Below are 23,808 nucleotides of genomic sequence, written 5' to 3'. Positions count from 1 at the left end.
AATAGAAATAAAAGGGGTCAAAGCCGTTGAAATAAAATCAATGGTTTTGATCCTGCAAGTTTAAATCAATGGCTCTGACCCCGCAGGTTCAAATCATTGGCTCTGCCCCCGCAGGTTTAAATCAATAGCTCTGACCCCGCAGGTTTTCAAGGTTTAACATAAGTTGGTGTTGCTAAACGGACAGGATTCCGAAACAGAAAGTATTGAGAAATGCAAAGCGATACAGAATAGAAGGTGTTATTTGCAGCAAATAAAAAAGCAAGCCAGAGGGCTTGCTTTCAATTTAGTAATATAAATACCTAACCCTAACATCTGTTTGGAAAATGATTGCCATCAATAATGGCAATCTTAGTTAGGTATATTTACAACTCTTAGAAGCGGTAGCTACCACCAATGGTGATTCTACGGTCAGTTAAACCTTGGTAACAAAGCAAGCCACCTTCGTTGATACAACTTTGCTCAACTTCAGACTCTGTGAGGTTAACAGCTTCAATACCAACGTTGAATTGCTCATTGATATCATAACTTACGCTAGCGTTAAGTTGTCCTCTGTCTTCTTGTACCACTGGGAATCCCCAAGGTAAGCTAGAAGTACTACCGAAGTCAGTTGAACGGTACGCTTCACGCCATGTGTAACGCATACGAGCCGACAAACCATACTTTTCATAGTACAACGTAAAGTTGTAAGAGTTTTCAGACAAGTCAAGTAAGCCCTGAACTGCAGAAACACTGATATCGTCAATACCCGTTGTTAATGCAAACACAGCGTTAGCACGGCTAGTTGCTGAATCTTCTGCTTCACCACCTGAGAACTCTTGAATGGTGTAGTTGAAAATCACACCGAAACCAGAAGCCCAACCTAGGTCATCTTCGAAACCAGCAAGGTCATATTGAACAGCAAATTCAATCCCTTTCTGAGTCGTTTCACCAGTGTCATTAATTTTTTGCGATGTAGGAACACATACGCCGGTACCAATTGGACCAAATACGTTGATGTCTGCAATTGGGTTAAAGATACCGCCGCCTTCACAAGGATCTGTGATATCACGGAAACCAGTTACAGGATCTTCATATGGGTCATCTTGTTGAGTTACGTGCAATTCAGAACGTTTCTTGTGGAAAATACCAAGACTAACCATACTTGCTTCAGCAAAATACCATTCAGCAGACAAATCGAATGAAGTCACTTCTTCAGGAGCCAAACCAGGGTTACCTAGTTGTACTGCTGGGTTTGGACTAGTAGAGAATGTATATGACGTTGAAAGGTCATCAAAATCAGGACGTCTAATATCTTTTCCCCAACCTGCACGAACAACAACATCATCGTGTACATCGGCTACTACGTTAATACGTGGTAATACGAAGTCGTAATCACTTTCAGTTGTAACAGCAGTAACCACATCGTTAGTTACAGAGTTACCTCTTGAAGTCACGTCAGTTTTTAAATAACGCACACCAAAGTTACCGCGGAGCATTTCATAAGAGAAGTTACCTTGCGCATACAAAGCAGTCGTTTTCTCTTCAATATCAAAGAAAGCAGCTGAGCTTGAAGTTGGTGAACTAATAGGTCCACGAGTTGAACCAGTAATAGCATTATTAGCAACAATGGCATCATTTAAAATAGCTAACACGCCATCTGGATCTGAAGCAACTCTTTCTGCGTCAATAAGAAGAAAATCACGTACGTATAATTCTCTACCATCAGCATCATTAAAGTTAGTCGGCCCAGGTACCAGTAGTTCTGCGAACAAATCACCAGTAGGGCTATCTGCGAATTCTCTTAAACCTACGCTGGTCGTAATCTCGTCACGAAGACTGTTTACTTTACTGTAACGGAAACCAACATCAACCGAAGTCACAACACCGTCTAGGTAATAAGTGAAATCAGTACGGAAAGCATCTTCACTGTTTTCCGCGACATCTTGGCCAATCGCCACATCACGCAATACCACGTTAGCTGGGTCAAGTAGTTGTTCAGAGCTAGGGCCAGTTACTTCACCTGTAGCAACACCAAAGGTTAGTGCGTTGCCGGTTAAATCGTAAATAAATGGCGTACCATTTTCGTTTGAATCGTATAGGTCTTCATTACCGTTTTCTTCATTGGCAAAGTGATTGGCTAGAAGAGCTTCAGCATTTAATGGAGAGTTAGGGTTGATAAAGTTCAATGTAGTATTGAAGCTAGGAGTAGTAGTATCAGAGCTTGAAGAAGACAGCTCAGCACTCACTTTAAAGTTATCACCGGTCCACTCACCACCAAGTCTGTAAATTTCACTTTTGGTTATACGAGAATTTGTATCACCTGAGAAACGTAAGTTACCGTCAGAACCATCTCCATCAATTGGAATGACACCACGAACAGCTGCTTGGATGCTACCAAGGTCTTGGCCACCTAAAGAACCAAAGTTAACCGTTTCGAATTCACTAGGAGCGGCAATGTCTTTAAGTCCACTAATACCTGATGCTTGAATTCTTGAACTTTCTTGTCTGCGTTCTTGATCGTTAATAACGGCATCAAAAAACAACTTCAACTCTTCTCTTGGCGCCCATTCAAAAGTAGCGGCAATGTTAGTAGATTCATATTCGTAGTTGTCATAATCTTGTACGAAGAATTGAATTGGTAAGTAATCAAAATCTTGTGCACTTGCCGCGCCACTATCTGCAGCTACAGAGTTATCTCTATCAGCACGAGGACGGAAAGCAGTAACATCTTGCTCAGCATAGTTAAGACTTACTACTACACCGAATTCGCCGTTATCAGTATCCCAATTGTCGCCAAAAGTACCTGATAGTCTAGGAGTAAAAGTACTGTCTGTAGATAAGCTACTATTTTCACCCTGTACACGAACGGAGATTAGGGTGTCATTAAGCTGAAGTGGACGTATTGTTTTCAGGTTTACAGTTCCACCCACAGATCCTTCAATTGTTTTAGCTTCAGGAGACTTCGTCACCTCAACGCCAGATATAATTCCTGCTGAAACATCTTCAAAACTAATACCGCTGCGTCCAGCGCCAGAACCCACAGTAGATACACCGTTGATTTCCGTTCGGTTAGCGGATTTGAACACCGGTACCAACACCAGCTGTTCTTGTAATCTGAATACCAGTAACGTTCTCTAGTACTTCCGCAAGGTTTTGATCTGGTAGCTTACCAATATCAACCGCTTCAATGACTTCAACCAAGTTATTCGATTCCCGCTTTTCGGCAAGGGCGTTGGTTAGTGAGCTACGAATACCTGTTACTTGAATAACCTCGTAATCGTCATCTGCACTTGGCTGCGCATCTTGTGCAAAAGCAGATGCGGACATATTTAGCGCGGTTGCTGAAAGCATCGCTAAAGTAATTTTCGATAATCTGTGTTGCATATATTGTTCCTGTGAGTTTTATGTGTGTTTTAAGCTTATTTTTCAGTAATTGAACATCATCTTTATGGAATATAGTTTAGATAAAAATTTACACAAACTTATTACTTCACAAGATAAAGGTTCAAGACTTACAAATAATTTACGTAATACTTACAATTTACCCTGTAAAGGTCAACCTTTTGGTAATATATTTTTTAACAAAAATTTAAAGTATTGGTCTAGCCAATGCTTACATTCTAATAACCAAAGTATGTGAAAATCAATAAAAACCTTAAAATAACAATATATATCAACATGTTATAAACACCCCTCGATATGGCATTGAGTAAAGATTATGTATAGATGCTATAGATTTTCATGTAACTAAATAGTGTGAAAAAGAAACGAAATAGGGGGTGAGTGGCACGATGGACAGAATATATTGGTTGACCAATTTGGTATTATTGGATACTTTAATTTTTCATTTTCACAATCACGCATCTCCCTCAATGGGAGCGGGTACTAATTTCAATGTGTAAAGCTGCCACCGGAAGGTTACTCTAATAATCTGTTGATAGTAGACACTTACTTCAAATGAGCAAAGACGGATTGTAAACACATTATGGCGTTGCTGATGAAGTGAAGGTGAAAAGCTTACTTTTTTATTTTAATTAGAGAAACTTAAAATGCGTGAATCTTGGAGATGGTTCGGTCCCAACGACCCCGTAACCATAAATGATATAAGACAAACAGGTGCAACTGATGTTGTCAGTGCGCTGCATACTATTCCTACCGGTGACGTTTGGTCAATTGAAGCGATTCGTCAATATCAGGCTCTAATAGAAAACTGTGAAGATGATCTTATGCCCCTTAAATGGAGTGTAGTAGAAAGTATTCCTGTCCATGAAGATATAAAACTGAGACGACCTGGCCATCAAAAGTACATCGATAATTGGATCGAATCGATGGAAAACCTAGCCAAATGCGGAATAAAAACAATTTGCTACAACTTCATGCCGGTGATTGATTGGACGCGTACCGATCTCAAATTCAAACTTCCCAACGGTGCATATGCGCTGCGTTTTGATCAGAAAAAGTTTGCCGCCTTCGATCTTTTTATTTTGCAACGTGATAACGCTGAAGCAGAATACAGTGCAGCTGAAATAGAAGAAGCAAAACAGGTCTTTGAAGCTATGTCTGAGGCCGATAAAGAACAACTGACCAACAATATAATTGCTGGTCTACCTGGTAAAATGACTGACGCTTATGGACTGGACGATTTTCGCGCCATGCTAAGCAACTACAAAGATGTAACAAGTGATACTTTACGTGAAAGTTTGTTTGCATTTCTAGCACAAGTTCTTCCTCGCGCAGAAGCTATGGGCGTTAAACTGGCCATTCATCCTGATGATCCACCTCGAGACATGCTTGGACTACCGCGTATTATTTGTACCGCAGACGACTTGGATATTCTGTTTAATGCACTACCTAGCCCTTCAAACGGTATTACCCTTTGCGTAGGCACATATAGCAGTCGTCCAGACAACAACTTACCGGCTATGGCTAAGCAATTTGGACCGCGTATTCATTTCTCTCATCTTCGCGGTGTCACCCGTGACCCTAATGAACAGCGCACTTTTTACGAAGCTAGCCATCTCGATAGTGACATAGACATGATTCATGTGGTGAAAGAATTGTTGAATGAAGAAAACCGACGTCGACAAGCCAACTCGCTAGATCAAGACATATTTATTCGTCCCGATCATGGTCATCAGATGATGGATGACATCGGTAAAACCGTCAACCCAGGCTATTCCGGCATTGGTCGTTTGAAAGGTCTTGCCGAAGTTAGAGGGGTAATAAGAGCCCTCTCTGCCCAGTTCGAAGAGCAATCATCATGAATAATATCATTAAGTTTTCGGCAAACCGTGTTTGGCGAACCTATCAAGGTGGAAAATTGCTCGATCTAATCGAAGGCAAAGAGAATCCACAAGATTCCAGTTTTCCAGAAGATTGGATTGGTTCAACGGTAGAAGCCCGTAACATTGGCCGCGAAGAGATCTCTGAAGGATTAGCAACCGTCAAGCTTGAAGATGGCAAATCAGTGACGTTTCGTGACTTGTTGAATCAAGATCAACAACACTTTTTAGGTTCTGTTAATAACTCTGCTCGCTCGTTAGATGACATTCCGCTAGTAAAATACCTGGACAGTGCCACACGGTTGCATTTCCAAGCGCATCCTACCCGGGAATTCGCACAACAAAGACTAGGTTATCCTCGTGGGAAAACCGAAGCATATGTTATTTTGGAGATCCGCGAAGATGTAACTGATCCCTACATTTACGCCGGCTTTCAAAGATCACCCAGTCGTGAACAGCTCAAAAAATGGATAGAAGAACAAGATATTGCCTCCATTGAAAAGTGTTTCGATCGCATACCTGTAAAACCAGGTGACGTATTTTTGCTGCCAGGCGGACGTCCCCATGCGTTAGGAGAAGGCATTTTGATGTTGGAGATCATGGAACCATCTGATTTAGCAGTCAGATTTGAATTCGAAAGATGTGGTTATGTGATCCCTGAAAAAGCACGCTTTATGGACCGCGGCATAGAGACCGCATTAGATGCGTTCAACTTCTCCCCTGTTCCGCCTGAACAGATAGATGATGAATTTCGTTGCATCCCAGAAGTACTGATTGACGACAACGCGGGTAACACCCTCGAAGAGCTAATCGGTCCTGATAAAACCCCTTGCTTTACCGTCAGACGTGCTGCCGTTCAAGGCAATTTCCCGCGTAAACAAGATGCTTTTTTCATAGGGGTAGTAACCCAAGGAAGTGGTGTTTTGCGAGCAGGAAATGAAGTTACCCAATTAAATCAGTGGGATCGCTTCTTTTGTCCAGCAAACGTTGAAGATTTCCAATACGAATCTGAATCGGGAATGACTGTACTGGAATGCTATCCAGGAAGTGACAAAAAATAACAATAAAATAAAAAAGTTGACTTAGCTATGTTGCGAAAGTGAGTAAATAAGTTGCGATTAGGCAGCGAAATCATAGCTAAAATCGACTTTATTATAAATCCGGGTTACTCGAATATCTGGGAAGCATAAATCCTAGCGAGAGTTGCGTGGTAATAAAGCAGCGCCCATTGCGCAACAACCGGAGTCATCATAATGACAGAGGTACCACAAATGGATCATCCGAACAAAAAGTCTTTTAAACAAAAGTTTGCCCAAGGACTGGCTCTTTTTCTACCCGGTATTTTCTTACTGGGATTCAACATTGGCACCGGCAGTGTTACCGCAATGGCAAAGGCAGGCGCTGAATATGGCATGTCATTATTGTGGACCATCATAGCCTCCTGTTTATGTACTTTTTTCATGATTAACTTGTATGGTCGTTATACCTTAATCACTGGCGAAACGGCTCTTCAAGCATTTAGGAAGCACATCCACCCAGGTGTCGGCATTTTCTTCTTAGTGGCACTAACCTTTGGTGTATGTGGCAGTGTAATGGGTGTAATGGGTATAGTGGCCGATATCTGTTATGAATGGTCAAAATCTGCTATCGATGGTGGTATTGCGCCTATTTACTTTGCTGGATTTTTTCTAAGCTTGGTTTATTTCATATTTTGGAATGGTAAAACCGAGTTTTTCGAGCGTAGCCTCGCGGTTATTGTCGCCATAATGTCGGCGTGTTTTTTAATAAACTTCTTTATCATGATGCCGCCTCCAATGGAGATTCTAAAAGGCTTAATACCCAGTATTCCAGAAGTGACATCAGCTACCGACAAGGGGCCATTTTTAGTCATCGCCTCAATGATTGGCACCACTGTTTTTTCCGGTTTATTTATTATCCGCACCACCTTGGTAAAGGAAGCGGGCTGGACCTTGGCTGATTATAACAAACAACGTAATGACGCTATTTTCTCGGTATTTCTGATGTTCATCATTAGTGCATCCATTATGGCTGCAGCCGCGGGCACCTTATTCGTTGAAGGTATTGGTTTATCCAAAGCATCTCAAATGATAGGTATTTTAGAACCACTAGCGGGAACCTTAGCGACCTCAATATTTGCGTTTGGATTGATAGCAGCTGGCGTGTCCTCACAATTTCCTAATATATTGATGCTACCTTGGCTGTTGTGTGACTACACCGGCGCAGAACGCGATATGACCCTAGCTAAATTCCGTATCATGGTATTTGTTATTTCACTGCTTGGCTTAGTTGTACCGATTTTTGATGCACGCCCGGTGTTTGTGATGATTATTTCCCAAGCGTTTAACGCCGTTATCTTGCCAGTTACCGTAGCTTGTATTTTCTATCTGGGTAATCGCAAGGATTTAATGAAAGAGCATGCTAACAGTTGGATAGCCAATGTCATTCTTGCCGCGATTTTACTGTTTTCAATCTTCACGTCGGCAATTGGCATAAAAGGAGTTTGGCAATTAGTGGTTGCTTAAAACCGAACCGTTATATTTGCCTTAAAAAGCCAACTAGTTAGTTGGCTTTTTTTGTACATTGCAAGCTACTGAGATCTCATTCTCATATTCTCAGTTTCCATGCGAATTTTGCGAAACTCAGAGCTTTCTTTCCACTGTGGCCAGCGATTCGAATCGCCTAGATCTCGTATAATCGAGTGGAATAATTCGATGTCTTCAACCGCACCGCGTAAATCCCAATCGTCACTCCAAGCATCACAGGTTTGGTGATAACAATTTCCGGTATAGTCGGCAATCCATTGATCGCCCGCAGCACGTCCTCCATCTATCAAATCAGCTCCACCGGCTATGCCCATTATCAACAAAACAGGTACGCCTTGACGGGCCAATGAGAAGTGGTCTGCACGGAAAAACAAACCATTTTCAGGCAAATTTTCCGGTGTAACCACGCGAGACTGCAATGCCGCTGCGCGAGCAAGATCATCTTCAAGATCACTTTGACCTTCACCAACCAAAATAACATCTCTAGCTGGACCCGCTGTTTGTAAAATGTCTAAGGTAAAGTTGGCGACGGTATAATATAGAGGATAAATGGGGTTCGAGGCATAAGCGGCAGAACCTAATAATCCACTCTCCTCAGCAGTCCAAACTGCAAACACCACACTTCGCGCCATAGGCGGTCCAGCTTTAAGCACGCGAGCCAATTCAATTACACCAGCGGTGCCAAGTGCATCATCATTAGCTCCTGGACGAACAGTGCGGCCCAATTCATCCGGCTCTCCTTGACCATAAGCATCCCAATGAGCAGATACCATTAAGGTTTCGTCTTGTTGAGTGGTTCCTGGCAATCGCGCCAACACGTTTTGTGAATTAATATTATCCATTGAGACCGTAAAGTCAGCTGATAATCTCGCTTCTGGCAGTTCAAAAGCACTAAAGTCATCTGAACGAGCTAGTTTGCGCTGTTCGTCTAAATCTAAGCCAACAGCGTTAAACAATGCTGTTGCAGCGTCGTAATGCAGCCAACCTTGCAGCAAAGGAGGCAAAGGGCCATTGGTTTCAGCCAAGGTAAACTGTTCACCGGCGGAAGACGATGCCACATTCCAACCGTAACCCGCAGCCTTGTCTTCATGAATAACTAACGCAGCTAATGCACCTCGTCTCGCAGCTTCTTCATATTTGTATGTCCAACGACCATAATATGTCATGCGTTTATTGCCAAACCGGCCAGCAACGGCTTCATTTGGTGCAGCTGAAAAGTCGGGATCATTGACTAAAAAGACCGCAACTTTGCCGGTTAGGTCAATATCAGCAAAATCATCCCAGTTACGTTCAGGTGCATTCACCCCATATCCCACAAATACCAAAGGGGCATCTTTAATACTTGCTTTGTCGACCGCACGAGCAGTGCTAATAGCCACATCACTTCCCTGCCGCCATGTTTGATCAGTGTTTGCTACTTTTATATTCAGTGAACCGCTGGAGTCTAACTGTGTATGCACCAGCGGTACCGACTGCGTCCAGCCACCATCAGTGCCGCCGGGTTCCAAACCCAGAGATTGAAATTGCTTAATTAAATAGGCAACAGTTTTTGCCTCTCCCGGTCCTCCAGGAGCGCGACCTTCAAACTCCTCTGAAGCTAGTACTTTGACAATGTCAGAAAGATGTTGGCTATCAATCGAATTAGAGGGCTTTTGTGAGGCAGTTTCATTAGCGCTATCTTGAACTGATTTAGGCTCAGTTGAATCGGAACAAGCACTGATTCCGACGATTAAGGTTAAGCTGAAAAACAATTGGGTAACGAGCTTCATAAATATTATTCCGACAAAATTAAAAGATGAGCAGTAAGCTGTTTTGCTATAGCTGTTCTTTACTGGAACGCGAATCCCATCGCATAGTGCGGTCAATGCAGTCACTAGAGTATAAAAACTCTGTTGATACTAAGGGCCATAGTGGTTCTCGAGTATATCATTATTTACAATTTTTTAGTGGGTGCGACATAATAGTCTTTTCAAACTTAATAAAATTAGGTCTTCTATTATCTGCATTTCGACGTAAAGTAATTTTATTAGCATAAGTTTTTACCTAGGATGATGTCTGGTAGCAAGCTGACCGTTATTTAAGCAGTCGCTAAGTAATATGCTGTAGTTTGCTTGCATTTAAATCAACCATAGAATTAATAGGCGCAGAGATGATTCAATCATATTTACCATCTAACAAACTGGGATTAAAAGCACTTGGGTTAAGCCTGTTTTCTCTTTTTTGTGGCGTATCTGAAGCTGAACCATCCAAGCTTACTAAAACGACTGAAAATAGTTTGGTGTCGGTTGAACGCTACCCAGCAACTAGCCCAAATCACAAAGTTCCACAATTCAGTGTCGATGCGAGCTGGCCCAAGATGCCAGCAACTTGGTTAATGGGACAAGTACCAGGTCTAGCCGTAGATAAACAGAATAACGTGTGGATTTTACATCGCCCTAACTCACTTAGTGGCTTAGATTTAGGTTTAACCAACAACACAGGCTTATGTTGTGAAGCTGCCCCACATGTTATGCAATTTTCACCAGATGGAGAATTACTTCAGGCTTGGGGCGGTCCAGAACTAGCGCCGAGTTTAGCCGGAACTAATCAATGGCCCGCTACCGTTCACGGCCTTTACGTTGATGAAGATAATACAGTTTGGCTTGGTGGAAATGGCAAAGATGACCACGTTGTATTGAATTTTACCGCGCAAGGGGAATTTATTCGTCAGTATGGCCAACGTGGTAAAACCGATGGAAATTTGAGCCAAGATGCCTTGGGTAATCCAGCTGATATTTTCCATAACAGCATCAATGATCAAGTATTTATTGCCGACGGTTATATCAACAAACGAATTACGGCTTTTGACACGAATGACAACAGTTTTGATCAATTATGGGGAGCTTATGGTGGCGAACCTGGAGGCGGAACAAGACAAGGGGCATTCGACGTTTCACAAGCCACCAGCAACAGTGAAAACACCAGCACTAAAGCAAAAAGTTTTGGCGACATTGTGCATTGTGTAACACAGTCAACTGACGGCAAAATTTATGTTTGTGACCGACGAAATAATCGTATTCAAGTATTCGAAGCTGATGAAGAAGGAAAAATTCAGTTCATTCAAGATGTTATTATCGCTGGAGATACTGGTGGCTTAGGAACCGCGTCAGATATCGACTTTTCACCTGACAACAAGTACATGTACGTCGCCGATATGATGAATGGACGCATATGGATTTTGTGGCACGACACCTATGAAGTGTTAGGCAGCTTTGGACGTCCCGGACGCTATCCTGGCCAATTTACCTGGCTTCACAGCGTAGTTGTAGACAGCGATGGTAATTTATATACCTCAGAAGTAAGCACAGGCAGACGGGTGCAGAAGTTTGTGTTCACTGGGTTTGCTGGCGATTAGTGGCCTAGGCGAATAATACTGTTTTTACACTGGATACTATCAAGCTTGCCCATGCAGATAAGGAGCAAGCTTGATAAATTTCAAGAGATTAACTGCTTAGTTGGCTTTCAGCGTAAGTGTTACACCACTTTCAGCACTGGCTAAATGTTGGCGACTGTTGAGTAAAAACAGTCGGTTGGGATCAATACTTCCGTTTTCACTTAAAAACATTTTTACCGATTTGGCCCTATCTTCAGCAAGTTTAGCTAATTCATGGCGAGGAACGTTGATAGTGCTTCGAACTTGATTGTACATCGCAATCATCAACGCTTGCTCTAATTGCTCCTCTGGAACGATTTTCTCGCTATCTCCTTCTTGCAATCTCGCCTTTATCAGCTTTCTTTGTTCTTCAATCTCTTTATTTGTAGCTGTAGTGAACAGGGTTCTTAAGGCATCTGCAATTGGACCTGAAAGTGGCACTGTAGATGGACTAAAACCTTCAGGAAGAGATGTTTGTTTGGAAATTTCCAGAAGGTTGGCTTGTAACTTTTGCTCAGCCAACTCATAAGCATCCGTCACTTCGTTCACCGAGCCTTCAATATCGACTTTCAGCCCCGGACGTTTTGCCAAGGCTGCTGCTAAGGTTTGAAGGGTTTGCGAAGCCGCTTCGTTGAGCTCAGCAGAGCCATCGGCAAAGGTCACTTTATTCAGCTCATCTTCACTACCGACTAAATTTGCCAATAAGGAAAAAGGGGCTGTCACCGCTTTAGTGATGATATTGCCAAGGGCTTTGAATATGATTGAACCAAAACCGAAGCTCGGGTTATTTAAGTCTCCAGATACTTCCATTCCCAGATCAATAACGCCGTTAGAGTCCTGTAATAATGCAATGGCTAAGGATAGGGGCAGATTAACCGCCTGCTCCGAATTAGTTTTGCGCCCCAAGGTGAGTTGGTCGATAACGATCTTGTTGTCACCCACTAGCTGGTTATTTTCGAGCTTATATTCCACATTTAGTGACAGTAATCCTTTATCAATAAAGTGCCCCATATAAGTACCTGAATAGGGATTAACTGAGGTCAGTTCTGCACCGTCAACAGAGAAATTTAAATCCAGATAAATCTGTTCAATAAGAGGGTTAACTTCCCCTTTTAAAATCACTGGTGCGTAACCATCAATTTTACCCATTAAGTTAACATTTGCAGTGGTATCTGGCGTGGAGGAAAGTGACTTTATGTTTCCGTTCAATGCCTCTATACCTGATGCAAAAGGGGCTCTTAAAGAATTATCTTCGAAATAAGCACTGCCATCATTGATACTAATATCGTCAATCCTTATGGCGATGTTATTAGAGGCAGATTGAGTATCTTCAGTCCCTTCTTGCGCCGCTGACTCTGGTGGTGAAGCATCATCTGCAACCAGCGCGGAATCAGCCTCGGTTGAAGCATTTTGCACCAGAAGGTCGCCAATATTCGTTTGTTTGTCTTTGTGAATAATGAACTTGGTGTAGGGTTTATCGAACATGACAGCTTGTACTGAAAGTTGATTTTCCAGTGACTGATATTGAATACCTTGGATATTCATATCCTGCCATTTAAGTAAGGGTTGTTGTTGCAGTCCGTCAATCACCGTCAGGTTGGCGATATTGGCATCGCCTGTGAAAGTGATTGGACTCGCAGTTCCAGCATCAAATGTCCCTGAGATCCCCACGGCCCCATCTTGCAAGGTCGCGTTTACATAGGGAAGTAAATAGGATTGAAGTTGGCTTAACGCAAACTGTTTAATATCAAAAGAACCAGAAACTTGCTCAGAAGCTACGTTGACTTTCCCATCGCTACTAAGGTAACCAGAAGCTTGTTCAGGATACCCCCTAACCTCGCCACCGACTCCTAAGTCTAGGCTATACTCGATAGGTAGCTGAAAACTTGTATCAACAACACCAGTGGCGGCATTTAAATCAAAAACTCGCCAATGCATGCCCTTAGAAACATGACTTTCATTGATCTGAAAATCCCCATTATTTAGCGCGAAAGATTGCAAAATGACTCGCCAGTTGGATTCATCAATTTGACTCGTTTGAGTATTGACTTGCTGCTCAGCTAAAGAAGAGGTTTGTTTTGTCGTTGCGATTGATGATGGCATAAACATAGCTTGTAAATCCAAGCCTTGCTCATCAAGGTTTCCGTCAATCCAGGGTTTACTAATAATAACTTCAGCCACATCAATTTGTTCTGTGTCTGTGTCCAAACTAAGGTCGTGTATGTTGATTTCGGCCACTGTAATTCTTGGCTGAGTTAAATCGGATATTGTCAGTTCAGATAAAGTAAGCTGCGTATTATTAGCCTGAAAGCGAAGACTTTCTTGTCCTTCTGATAAATGATAATCCCCGTAGAAATCTAATAATCCATTTGTCAGCCTTGCTTCAATGACATCATTTGATAAAGGCCACAAAGGTGCAAGGGCTATCGCCGACAGTGCTATATTGCCTTTGATCTCAAAAGGTGCCAATTGAACTTGACCAGCGAACCCAATGGAGCCGCCTTCAGAGGTTTCAATCTTAACGTTATAATGATTGTCTTCGGTTGCGGTATTTTGTTGTTCAGTTAGTTTAAATGTCGCTGCGCGGGTGTCGAAATCGGTTACTTCAAAAGCCAGATTCGGAAAAATAATATTGGTATTGGATACATCATCAGAAAATCGAATCTGTCCGCCCTCAAGACTCACTCTATTCACACGAAGAGGAGGAATTTCAGTCTGTTCTTTTTCGACGGGTTTTTTTTCAGCATTGGCTTCATTTAGACTATCAATAATGTCAGAAAAGTTAAATTGAGCCTGTTCACCTTCGGCGAGTCTAGCTATATGCCCATAAGGCTCGATGATAGATAAGTGTTCCAAAGTCGGTGTGAAATGTAGCAAGGTTTGCCAAAAGCTAGCATCCACTTCAAATAGCGAAACGTTAACAAAAGGTTGGTGACTTTTATTTTCTTCAATAACCAAATTGGAAACGCGAATACGCAGTAAAAAAGGATTTATTCTCACTTTTTCAATACTGACAACACGCTGCAATTTGTCACTTAATAATTGCGCTAATTGGGATTGCAGAATCCATGGCGTTAGCACACCCAAAATAAGAGCATAAGTGAGATATGCGCAAAGCAAATAAGTGGTTATTCGCAACCACTTGGGCTGTTTACGAAATGCTGATGGTAAATTTCTAAGGGACATAATAATGATTTTATAATATTGCCAAAGCCTCTTAGATAGCCTTAGCATTTTAAAGTTGCGTGAGCACTGTAAACAAATTGCGCGTTACAAATAGCCTGAGAGTAGTAAAAACCTGAACTTATAAACAGCGAGTAACATCTTGGATTACAACAATATCCACTAGGACCTTACGCGAAAGTGTTGCCCGCTAGACGTTACCCACAAATAAAATGATTAAAGTGCGGTCATTATGTTGCCTAAACCAGACTGCAACAAAGATAGCGTATCTTCTTCTTCACTAAAGTAGCTATTAATTTGCGCAATAAAGTTGGCAATCATATCAGTATCTAAACCAAGCGCTTCAAATTGCTGTTTTAATTCATTAATTGCACTCAAAGATGAACTGTATTCAGAAGCTTTGTTAAGTAAACCAGAAACTGATGAACTGTTAGAAGATGAATCCGAAGTTAATGTGGGAACGTTTTCTAACAACGAATCCAAACCAGGAATAGATTGCGCAAGTTGAGTGTAATCAGTTCCTGAAAGGTTGTTTTTAGCATAATCAAAAATCGAAGCTAAGCCACCTTCCGACTGTGTTTCAGATACTCCTAGGTTATCAGAGACCAAACTAACTAAACTTGAAACATCAAGTGATTGAGTCTGTTCTGACGACTCAGACTGGGTAGACTCGTTATTGATAGTCGCAGTGTTACCTAATAACCCCTTTAATTTATCCACAGTATCGTTGGCTGATACGTTAGTAGAAATAGTCAGTGTCGTGATGAGTAAAGCTAATAAAGTTTTCATTTAATATTCCTTTAATTCAAGCCCATTTTTTACGTTCAAACATGTAAAAAAACACAACTTGCTTTTTATGCATGTTATGTCCTGAGAATTTAAGTTGGTTTAGTTTCTTAATGTATGGATATTTCTAGCGCAAATTTTAACATGATTTGACGGCTGATTCTTTACCAGAAGTGTAAAGATTGTCTTTACAAAACAGTCTATTTTCCACTCATAAATTCATGGTTAACCGCCGAGGTGCTTATACTAAATAAAAACCCTCACCTGTAGCATGGTCTTTAGTCCATGGAAGGTCGTTGCGCGGGGTTAAAACACCCGCCTACAAGAGCCATTCTTCCCGTAGCATGGTCTTTAGGCCATGGAAGGTCGCGCAACTGCGCGGGGTTAAAACACCCGCCTACAAGAGCCATTCTTCCCGTAGCATGGCCTTTAGGCCATGGCATAACCGTGTACCCGCCTCCAACAGTTCAGCAAACCAAAATTATTAGCAATAGTGAATTATTGAATTATTGAATTATTGAATTATTGAATTATTGAAGCAATATTTTGGCTTTTATATTTTAAAAAACCTTCACTGATTGACTAATTTTTTAACGCCTTTCTCTTCTTATAAATTTTGACAAGCCATTAACAATGTGTATATATTAGCCACTTAGTTGATAAATCAAGTAATAATTAACGCTATTAATCCACTAAAACCCAAGATTCAAAGCGCATTCTTGGATAAGACTTTACTGTTCAGATATAAAAATTCTAATAATTAAGAAGGTATTGAAACATGAGACACCATAAACTAGCCCTCGCCATTGCAACAACCTTGAGCTTGGGCTTATCGTCCATTTCTTATGCACAAGAAGATAGTGTTTTTGAAAAAATTCAAGTCACTGCAAAGAAAAAATCACAAGATTTACAAGACGTAAGTGTCTCTGTTACCGCTTTTTCTGGTAATGCCCTTCGTGAGCTTAACATGACCGATAGTGTTGATATCTCTGCGCAAACCCCAGGGTTAAATATTGGTACACCGGTTGGAGAAGGTAATAACCCTTCAATTTCTCTGCGTGGTGTAGGGCTTAATGATTTCAATGATAACAATGAAGGACCAATAGCAGTATATCGCGATGAAGTATATCAATCAGCGATGCCAGGTCTAACCTTTCAGCTATTTGACTTAGAGCGAGTAGAAGTACTAAGAGGACCTCAAGGTACTCTATATGGTAGAAACGCAACCGGTGGTTTAGTCCACTTCATATCCGCAGAACCAACCGAAGACACTGAAGTTTTGTTTGATGTTACCGTTGCACAATACAATCAAATTAAGACGGAAGCGGCAGTAGGTGGCAGTTTAACTGACTCTATACAAGGAAGATTAGCGATTGCTACCAACAATCACGACGGCTATGTTGAAAATAGAATTGGTAAAGATGCAAATGAAGCTGACAGCCGAGCTTATCGCTTACAGTTAAACTTCAATATTACTGATGATTTTTCCGCACTGTTTAATATTCATGGTGGTAAATCTAATACAAATGCTCCTCAATACCAGCATTTGGCATCGGATGACGGGACTGGAAATACAACCTCAGATTTTTACGGGTATGCCGATAACGATGGAGATAACTTTGCTGGTGAATATAATCGACAAGGCGTGTTAGATATAGACTCAGATGGTGCCTCTTTAAAGTTAAACTGGGAAAATACTAATTATACGTTTACCTCTATCACAGCAATAGAGAATGTAGAAAAACTACATCAGGAAGATGCCGACGTCGGTCCTTATAGTGGACTAGTTCCTCAATTTTCATCGAAAAATGAACAATTCAGTCAAGAGTTTAGATTAAGTGGTTCGGCAGAATCGTTCGATTGGATTGCAGGCGCCTATTATTTTGAAAATGAAGTCACAGGTGCTCTTGATTTAGATATTAACTATCCAGGCCCTCTCATCGATGCCATAACAGGCGCACCAGAAGGCACATTTGGCTCAGATCTAGTGCTTTTTGTGAATTACGATATTGACTATGATCAAGATACGGAATCCTATGGCCTTTTTGGACAAATCGAAACACCACTAACCGATAAGCTGACCTTAACCCTTGGTTTACGTTATACATCAGAAGACCGCAGCATGGATTATCAAAATCTAGCGACAACAAAACCTGACGCTGTTGTAAACTCATGTCTTATTCCAGCCGGAGATGTTTGTGGTTTAGTCGGTGATTCAAGTTACCCTGGTACAGATTATTATTTTAACTTTACTGATCAAAATCCGACTGCAGCAGACCTAACAAGTATCGACGATGATAATATCTCAGGCCAAATTGGGCTGGACTACAAAATTAGCAAAGATACCTTAGTATTCTTCAATATCGCTAATGGCTTTAAAAGTGGTGGGTTCAATGGCGGCTTTCTCGACTTCACCGATGGCGTAACCGAAGAAGACGTAGCGTTTGACTCAGAAGAACTGACAAGCTATGAAGCTGGCATAAAAACCACCTTGGCCAGTGGCGATGTAAGAATTAACAGCAGTATCTTCTATTATGATTATAAAAATTATCAAGCTTTGACATTCGCTGGCTTAAGCCAATTTATCAATAATTCCGATGCGAAATTGCAGGGCCTAGATGTAGAAGTTACGTGGGTGCCTGGTGATGATTGGGATATTAAGCTTGGAGCTAGTTTACTGGATACAGAAATTGAAAGTGTGGTTGTGCGCGGTGTAGGCACAGTAGAAGATCGCGAAATGGTACTTGCGCCCAAGTATACAGTTAACGGTATAGTAAGATATCAGGCGACTGAGAAGATCTCTGCTCAATTGGATTTCAATCTCCAGAGTGAGCAATTCTTCGACATCACAAATAGCGATATATCGAAAGAAAAATCATATACCGTTTTTAATGCGCGTCTTGGTTATCAAATAAATGATAACTGGAAGGCTTCGGCTTTTGTTAAAAACTTAACCGATGAAGAATATAGAGTGTACTCATTTGATTTCACGCAAAGTGCTGGCTTTATCCAAGAGTTTTACGCCAGACCAAGATGGATGGGTGTAAACATTCAATATAATTATTACTAAAAAGGACGTAAATAATAGATTTGAAAAACGATATATTAACGGGTGATGTTTGATAACTTCAAAACAAGATCGGTTCACCCGTTAAATCGCAAATAAATAAAACATAGCTGCGGTTAGGATTAAAACAATATGTTTATGAACATAAAGCTCTCCAAAATACTACTAAATAGCGTCGTAATTTCAGTATTTGTGACTGGTTGTACAACTAGTTCAGATATGACGCAAGAAGAACCAATGGTCAACTCAAATGCGACGCAAGACAGTGCCACAAGCACTATAAAAGTAGACCCCAGTTTACCTCCGTTACCAATCGAAAAAACCGGTAAAATCGAAGTTTTGCCAGCCAAGTACCCTGAAAGCTGGATGTTTGTAGACGAATCAAGTTTTACCAGTATGTTCGGCGGCAAAGTCATCATTTTAGACATAAATGAGCCGAAACAATCCAAACGAATAAAAGGAACAGCAGATAAAAATTTATTAGGTAATTTTGCTGCTGCAAAAACACGACCTGAATTCTACATTGTAGAGTCTTTTCACTCTCGCGGTAGTCGAGGCCCGAAGATAGATGTGCTCGCTATATATGACAAAGTGACCCTAACACCAATCAAAGAAATCACTTTAGAACATACTCGACTGCAGTCTCTGCCAAGACGAGATGCTGTCACATTGTCAGCTGACGAGAAATTTCTCTATATCGCTAATTTTAGCCCTGCAGCATCTTTCACAGTGGTTAATTTAGACACCCACGAGGTTGTTGGAACAGTAGGAACTCCAGGCTGTGTTTTGCCCTTCCCCACTGGAAAATATAGCGTGACATCAATATGCAGCAATGGCAGTTTGCTGACCACAATCTTAGATGAAAATGGCCTAAAGTCTTCTCAACAACGAGTCGCTCCATTTTTTGATACCGATAAAACACCTATTTTTGAACGCCCCGCATATATCGATAATATCGCCTACTTCCCTAGTTTCGAAGGCGAAATTCACGCAATCGATTTATCTGCCGAAGTAGCTACTTACAAAGGAAAGTGGAGCCTTGTTACTGAGCAAGAAAAAGCAGCAGGTTGGAGACCAGGGGGATTGGCCATTGCCGACACTGATGAACAAGGCTTAATGTATGTGGTAATGAATCCTAACGGATTCGATGGCTCACAAACCCATGGCGGCGAGCAAATATGGGTATTTGATGTTAAAACTCAATCGCGTATTGCTGTAATCGATGCACCTAACTGGGCGGTATCCGTTGCCGTAACTCGAGGTAAAGATCCTATGTTGGTGGTCTCTAACGCTGAAATGAATCTAGACATTATTAACCCAAGAACTGGCAAGCTTATTAAAACCATAAGTGACTTTGGCAACATCACCCCACTTGTCATTCATAAGGCTTACTAATGAACCTGTTAAACTTTTTATCCGATGCTATTGTATTGTTCTTTATGTGGCTGTTTATACGTGCCGCCATACATAAATTACAAACCGATAATGCCGAATATTACCAACAGACCTTTGCCGATTATGGTTTTACTCAAACAAAGATAGCATCTACATTACGTTACACTCTGGGCTTTTTAGAATTAGTTATTGCAGTGGCTCTAATCTTTGATGGGAGCCGCACAAGTGCCTCAATTGTTGCAGCGTTACTGTTAAGTGCTTACCTCATTGGCATGACTATTCAGCTAATTCAAGGTAAACGAAATATCAGTTGTGGATGCAGTGGCCCAAATTCTCACTTAAAAGTCAGTTGGTCTTTGATAATAAGAAATGCGCTATTAGTGCCACTGGTATTAACCTGCACAATACCCTCTGCCGGCTTTGCATCCTCCCTATGGTTCGCCGTACTCATGACGGGGGCGTTTCTAATTTTAACTTATTCTTGCGTTGAGAACTTAATCGCTAATGCGCAAAAAATTTCAATATTGAGGGCCCACTAATGGACTTTATTACTGTTTCAAATAGCGTGTTGTGGATAATTGTTATTCTACAATCGATTGTAATATTTGCATTAACTCGCCAAGTAGGCGTGCTGTTTGAGCGCGTAGCACCCGCAGGGGCGCTAGCTATCAATCAAACATTAGAAGTGGGTGCTCCTGCACCTAATTTAAGTCTTCAGACATTAGCCTCTACCTTGGTGGATGTGGGCGGGAAATCGAAGACTAACAAATCTCAATTAGTCTTCTTCGTTTCACCCGATTGTCCTGTATGTAAGAGTTTATTACCCGCACTGAAATCTGCCGCTAAATCTGAAAGTGCCTGGATTGATTTAATCCTAGCTAGTGACGGAAAAACACAAGACCACGCCGGTTTTGTGAAGCAATATGGACTTTCTGATTACCCCTACATAGTGTCTGAGTTGTTAGGGAAATCTTACGGTGTAGCTAAACTACCCTATGCGGTGGTTATCGATGAATTGGGCAATGTTGCATCTATGGGGATCATCAATTCCAGAGAGCATTTAGATAGCTTATTTGAAGCTAAAGAGCGAAAAATAGCGTCAATCCAAGATTTCATGCAAGGCCAACAAGCCGAAGAACAGTTTGTGGAGGTTAAATAAAATGAAATTTTTAGACCGAATGTTTGAAAAAAAGGCACGTGAGTTAGCACAAACCAACGGAAGACGAGGATTGCTTAAAAAGCTTGGAGCGACTTTAGTAGGTGCAAGTGCTATTCCATTGCTTCCCGTTGCCAGAGCAGCCGAACCAAAAGGACTCCCGCAAGAAGTCGGCGATCCTGGTAGCTGTGACTATTGGCGCTATTGTGCAGTAGACGGATTTTTGTGTGAATGTTGTGGTGGCTCGACTAATTCTTGCCCTCCTGGTACTGAAATGTCACCTATTACCTGGATTGGCACTTGTACTAACCCTGTGGATGGCCGTAATTATGTGATTTCTTACAACGATTGCTGTGGCAAAACTCAGTGCAATACCTGCTTATGTCAACGAGACGAAGGCGACCGCCCATTATATCGTTCAGACAAATCTAACGACGTGAACTGGTGTTTAGGTGCTAGCAGTTCTGTGTATCACTGTTCAACCGCAATCGTGGTTGGTATCGCGTTTGATAAGTAAATGCAGATGAAAAAACATCTTAGTCGTCTGCTGTGGTTTTGTTGTTTATTTGGCTTTACTTGCAATGCCGAAGAGGCCATTAATGAAGCTAGAGCATTGTTTAACTACCAAATGTTATGCCAAGGCTGTCACGTCGGTGATGGCAGCGGAGGAAAAGATGTGCCCAATATGAATGGCGCAGTTGGGATATTTTTAAATAGTGCCGAAGGACGTGAATACCTGATTAAAGTGCCCGGCGCAGCCAATAGTGCGTTGGACAATAAGGAGCTTGCGGAATTGATGAACTGGATGCTCCCTATTATGGGAAAAGACAGTGTTCCAGATGACTTTGTGCCCTACACCGAACAAGAAGTCGAAACATTACGACAAGAACCATTAATGGAAGTTGTTGAACATAGAGCTAAGGTGCTGAACCAAATTATAACCAACAGCACATCAGCAACCACAATAAATTAAACACTTTTTGAGTAAAAATAATGATGAAAATCTCCTTAAAAAACGTGTCTCTTAATATATTTTTATTAGTCAGTTTTTGTTTATTAACTGCACAAACTTCTGCCGCCGATAATATCGAAACCTTAACCGCTAGCTGTGTTGCCTGTCATGGTGAAAATGGCGTGGCGGTCGCTAACGAATGGCCAAGCTTAGCAGGGCAAAAACAAGGTTACCTTTTAGCGCAACTAAAAGCATTTAAAGATGGAAGCCGAGAGAATATGCTTATGACCGGCCTTTTAGATACTATGTCGGAGCAAGATTTAGCCAAAATAGCCGCACATTATTCTAGCCTATCATTTGAAAAACCGCAGGCAGTACCAATTAATAAAGACGGCCAAAATGTACGCGCCAATTGCATTTCATGCCACGGCATGACTGGGCAAACCATTAACGATACCTGGCCTAATTTAGCCGGTCAAAATAAAGGTTATCTTTTACAACAACTTAAAGACTTCAGTAGCAACAAAAGACATTCAATCATTATGAACGTAATTGCTAGCGAGTTGACCGAACAACAAATGAAAGATGTTGCCGAGTATTATGAACAAGTAGGTACGGTGCAATAAAGTATGCAACATATTCCGTCAAGAAATAAAATCTAGAACCTCCATAACAATGCTAGTGTTTTTCACCATTTAATTGATGCCCAAAAACAAAATAAAGGTGAAGAAACGATTCTGGTATGTTCTTTTTACTTATAGGTGAATAGGTGAATAGGCGATGAACTCAGTAAATTAGGCAAGCGTTCATAATCAATCAGTGTTAATACTTATTTGTGTCAATGTTTTTAACAGATTACTTAGCTCGCTATACAAACAAAATCTAAGTATTTGATATTTAATAATTTAAATAGTAGTTCATTTTATGCTTAGTTAAGATTGGATAGTTAAATTATGAACTTCACTTATAAAGAGAACATATAAAATGAATAAATTAATAGCTGGTCTAAGTTTTATCTTTTTCAGTAGTTTTGCTACTGCAACCATTATCAATTTTGATGCTGACGCAAATGGTGTGGCGATTGCGGCTAATACACCTATCACCAATCAATATCAAAGCCTTGGTGTGACCTTTGCTGGTTTTGAAGATGGCGTTTTAGCTGACATTGCGGCGGCCCCCGATCCAGACGGCGTGACTGCCCCAAGCTCACCTAATGTATTAACGAACTGTGCTAATGCAACTTCGACATGTCCAGGAAATCGTGCTGATATAGTGGAGATTTTATTTGCATCTAGTGCTTCGAATATATCTCTAATGCTTGATACTTTAGGTAGTTCATCAGTTACCTTTAACTTATTTGATATGAATGATTTATTGATTGAAACTCAGTCTATTACCTCAGGATTATTCTCTGCTTATGTTCCTGTCTCTTTTGCCGCCACGGGCGTTAAAAGAATTGAAGGTCTTCAGCCCGCTGATGGTTGGGCATGGGCTATGGACGATTTGAGCTTTGATGCTGCAGACGTACCCGAACCTAGTAGCTTAGCACTTATGTCTTTAATTGTACTTTGCCTAGGTTTCGCTCGTAAAAGAGCCAGCTAGAAGATTCTTTACAAGGTTAGCTATCAATTAATTTGATCGCTAACCTTATTACTTTTGCCCCCATCGAGCCCACTATTATTAGTTATTACATCGAAGCTTTGTCAAAATATCTGTTCTAAATTTCAGGCACAAAAAAAAACAACATGTAGCATGGTCTTTAGGCCATGGCATCAAACGACAACCGCGAGGCTAAAGCACCCGCCTACAAAAGTGAGCTTTTCATCATTTCTGGGGGCAACCTCAAATTTCAGACACAAAAAAACAACATGTAGCATGGTCTTTAGGCCATGGCATCAAACGGCAACCGCGAGGCTAAAGCACCCGCCTACAAAAGTGAGCTTTTCATCATTACTGGGGGCAACCTCAAATTTCAGGCACAAAAAAACCACCTGTAGCATGGTCTTTAGGCCATGGCATCAAACGACAACCA

Annotated in this window: 15 protein-coding genes and 1 pseudogene; 12 read left to right on the top strand and 4 right to left on the bottom strand. The window is 41.3% G+C overall.

Annotated features, from left to right (window positions below; translation table 11 throughout):
• Positions 1–371: 371 nt before the first annotated feature.
• Positions 372–3,363: pseudogene (locus ABWV72_RS19405) on the bottom strand (TonB-dependent receptor).
• 665 nt (positions 3,364–4,028) lie between these two features.
• Here ABWV72_RS19405 and uxuA point away from each other — a divergent pair.
• The 3 genes from uxuA to ABWV72_RS19390 all read left to right on the top strand — a co-directional run bounded on the left by uxuA (position 4,029) and on the right by ABWV72_RS19390 (position 7,804).
• Positions 4,029–5,243 (top strand): mannonate dehydratase, encoded by a 1,215-nt coding sequence (gene uxuA / locus ABWV72_RS19400; RefSeq protein WP_353372510.1) that lies wholly within the window; start codon positions 4,029–4,031, stop codon positions 5,241–5,243.
• The gene (locus ABWV72_RS19395) at positions 5,240–6,322 is read left to right on the top strand and encodes a class I mannose-6-phosphate isomerase (RefSeq protein WP_353372508.1); all 1,083 of its coding nucleotides are present in this window, start codon (positions 5,240–5,242) and stop codon (positions 6,320–6,322) included. The genes uxuA and ABWV72_RS19395 overlap by 4 nt, the downstream gene beginning before the upstream one ends.
• A 192-nt stretch (positions 6,323–6,514) precedes the next feature.
• On the top strand, positions 6,515–7,804 hold the full coding sequence (locus ABWV72_RS19390; protein ID WP_252729334.1) for an Nramp family divalent metal transporter: 1,290 nt from the start codon (positions 6,515–6,517) through the stop codon (positions 7,802–7,804).
• Positions 7,805–7,869: 65 nt separating this feature from the next.
• Here the strand turns inward: ABWV72_RS19390 and ABWV72_RS19385 are convergent, their stop codons facing one another.
• Positions 7,870–9,594, bottom strand: coding sequence for a M28 family metallopeptidase (locus ABWV72_RS19385; protein WP_353372506.1), 1,725 nt, complete (start codon positions 9,592–9,594; stop codon positions 7,870–7,872).
• A gap of 380 nt (positions 9,595–9,974) precedes the next feature.
• Here ABWV72_RS19385 and ABWV72_RS19380 point away from each other — a divergent pair, with 380 nt between their 5' ends.
• Positions 9,975–11,219, top strand: coding sequence for an NHL repeat-containing protein (locus ABWV72_RS19380; RefSeq protein ID WP_353372504.1), 1,245 nt, complete (start codon positions 9,975–9,977; stop codon positions 11,217–11,219).
• 96 nt (positions 11,220–11,315) lie between these two features.
• On the opposite strand, the gene ABWV72_RS19375 is transcribed toward ABWV72_RS19380, so the two are convergent.
• Positions 11,316–14,423: a DUF748 domain-containing protein gene (locus tag ABWV72_RS19375; protein WP_353372502.1), complete on the bottom strand. Its 3,108-nt coding sequence runs from the start codon at positions 14,421–14,423 to the stop codon at positions 11,316–11,318.
• A 213-nt stretch (positions 14,424–14,636) separates the two neighbouring features.
• Entirely contained in the window at positions 14,637–15,209 is a 573-nt protein-coding gene (locus tag ABWV72_RS19370) for a DUF2780 domain-containing protein (protein WP_353372500.1), read from the bottom strand.
• 775 nt (positions 15,210–15,984) lie between these two features.
• Between ABWV72_RS19370 and ABWV72_RS19365 the strand changes: the two genes are divergently transcribed.
• From ABWV72_RS19365 to ABWV72_RS19330, 8 genes are all read left to right on the top strand, one after another.
• The gene (locus ABWV72_RS19365) at positions 15,985–18,276 is read left to right on the top strand and encodes a TonB-dependent receptor (protein WP_342805101.1); all 2,292 of its coding nucleotides are present in this window, start codon (positions 15,985–15,987) and stop codon (positions 18,274–18,276) included.
• 129 nt (positions 18,277–18,405) lie between these two features.
• Positions 18,406–19,668, top strand: a complete 1,263-nt coding sequence (locus ABWV72_RS19360) for an amine dehydrogenase large subunit (protein WP_353372497.1) — start codon at positions 18,406–18,408, stop codon at positions 19,666–19,668.
• On the top strand, positions 19,668–20,207 hold the full coding sequence (locus ABWV72_RS19355) for a MauE/DoxX family redox-associated membrane protein (protein WP_353372495.1): 540 nt from the start codon (positions 19,668–19,670) through the stop codon (positions 20,205–20,207). The genes ABWV72_RS19360 and ABWV72_RS19355 overlap by 1 nt, the downstream gene beginning before the upstream one ends.
• On the top strand, positions 20,207–20,827 hold the full coding sequence (locus ABWV72_RS19350) for a redoxin family protein (protein ID WP_353372493.1): 621 nt from the start codon (positions 20,207–20,209) through the stop codon (positions 20,825–20,827). The genes ABWV72_RS19355 and ABWV72_RS19350 overlap by 1 nt, the downstream gene beginning before the upstream one ends.
• 1 nt (position 20,828) lies before the next feature.
• Positions 20,829–21,341 carry a methylamine dehydrogenase light chain gene (locus ABWV72_RS19345; protein WP_216049550.1) on the top strand — a complete coding sequence of 171 codons (513 nt, stop codon included), beginning with the start codon at positions 20,829–20,831 and terminating at the stop codon, positions 21,339–21,341.
• 6 nt (positions 21,342–21,347) lie between these two features.
• Positions 21,348–21,797 carry a cytochrome C gene (locus ABWV72_RS19340; RefSeq protein WP_353372491.1) on the top strand — a complete coding sequence of 150 codons (450 nt, stop codon included), beginning with the start codon at positions 21,348–21,350 and terminating at the stop codon, positions 21,795–21,797.
• A 20-nt stretch (positions 21,798–21,817) separates the two neighbouring features.
• The gene (locus ABWV72_RS19335; RefSeq protein WP_353372489.1) at positions 21,818–22,402 is read left to right on the top strand and encodes a c-type cytochrome; all 585 of its coding nucleotides are present in this window, start codon (positions 21,818–21,820) and stop codon (positions 22,400–22,402) included.
• Between the two features lie 358 nt (positions 22,403–22,760).
• On the top strand, positions 22,761–23,378 hold the full coding sequence (locus tag ABWV72_RS19330; protein ID WP_353372487.1) for a PEP-CTERM sorting domain-containing protein: 618 nt from the start codon (positions 22,761–22,763) through the stop codon (positions 23,376–23,378).
• Positions 23,379–23,808 lie beyond the last annotated feature (430 nt).

This window comes from Aliiglaciecola sp. NS0011-25 (assembly GCF_040370605.1).
Taxonomy (GTDB): Bacteria; Pseudomonadota; Gammaproteobacteria; order Enterobacterales; family Alteromonadaceae; genus Aliiglaciecola; species Aliiglaciecola lipolytica_A.
This window is presented reverse-complemented; position numbering and strand designations above follow the sequence as displayed.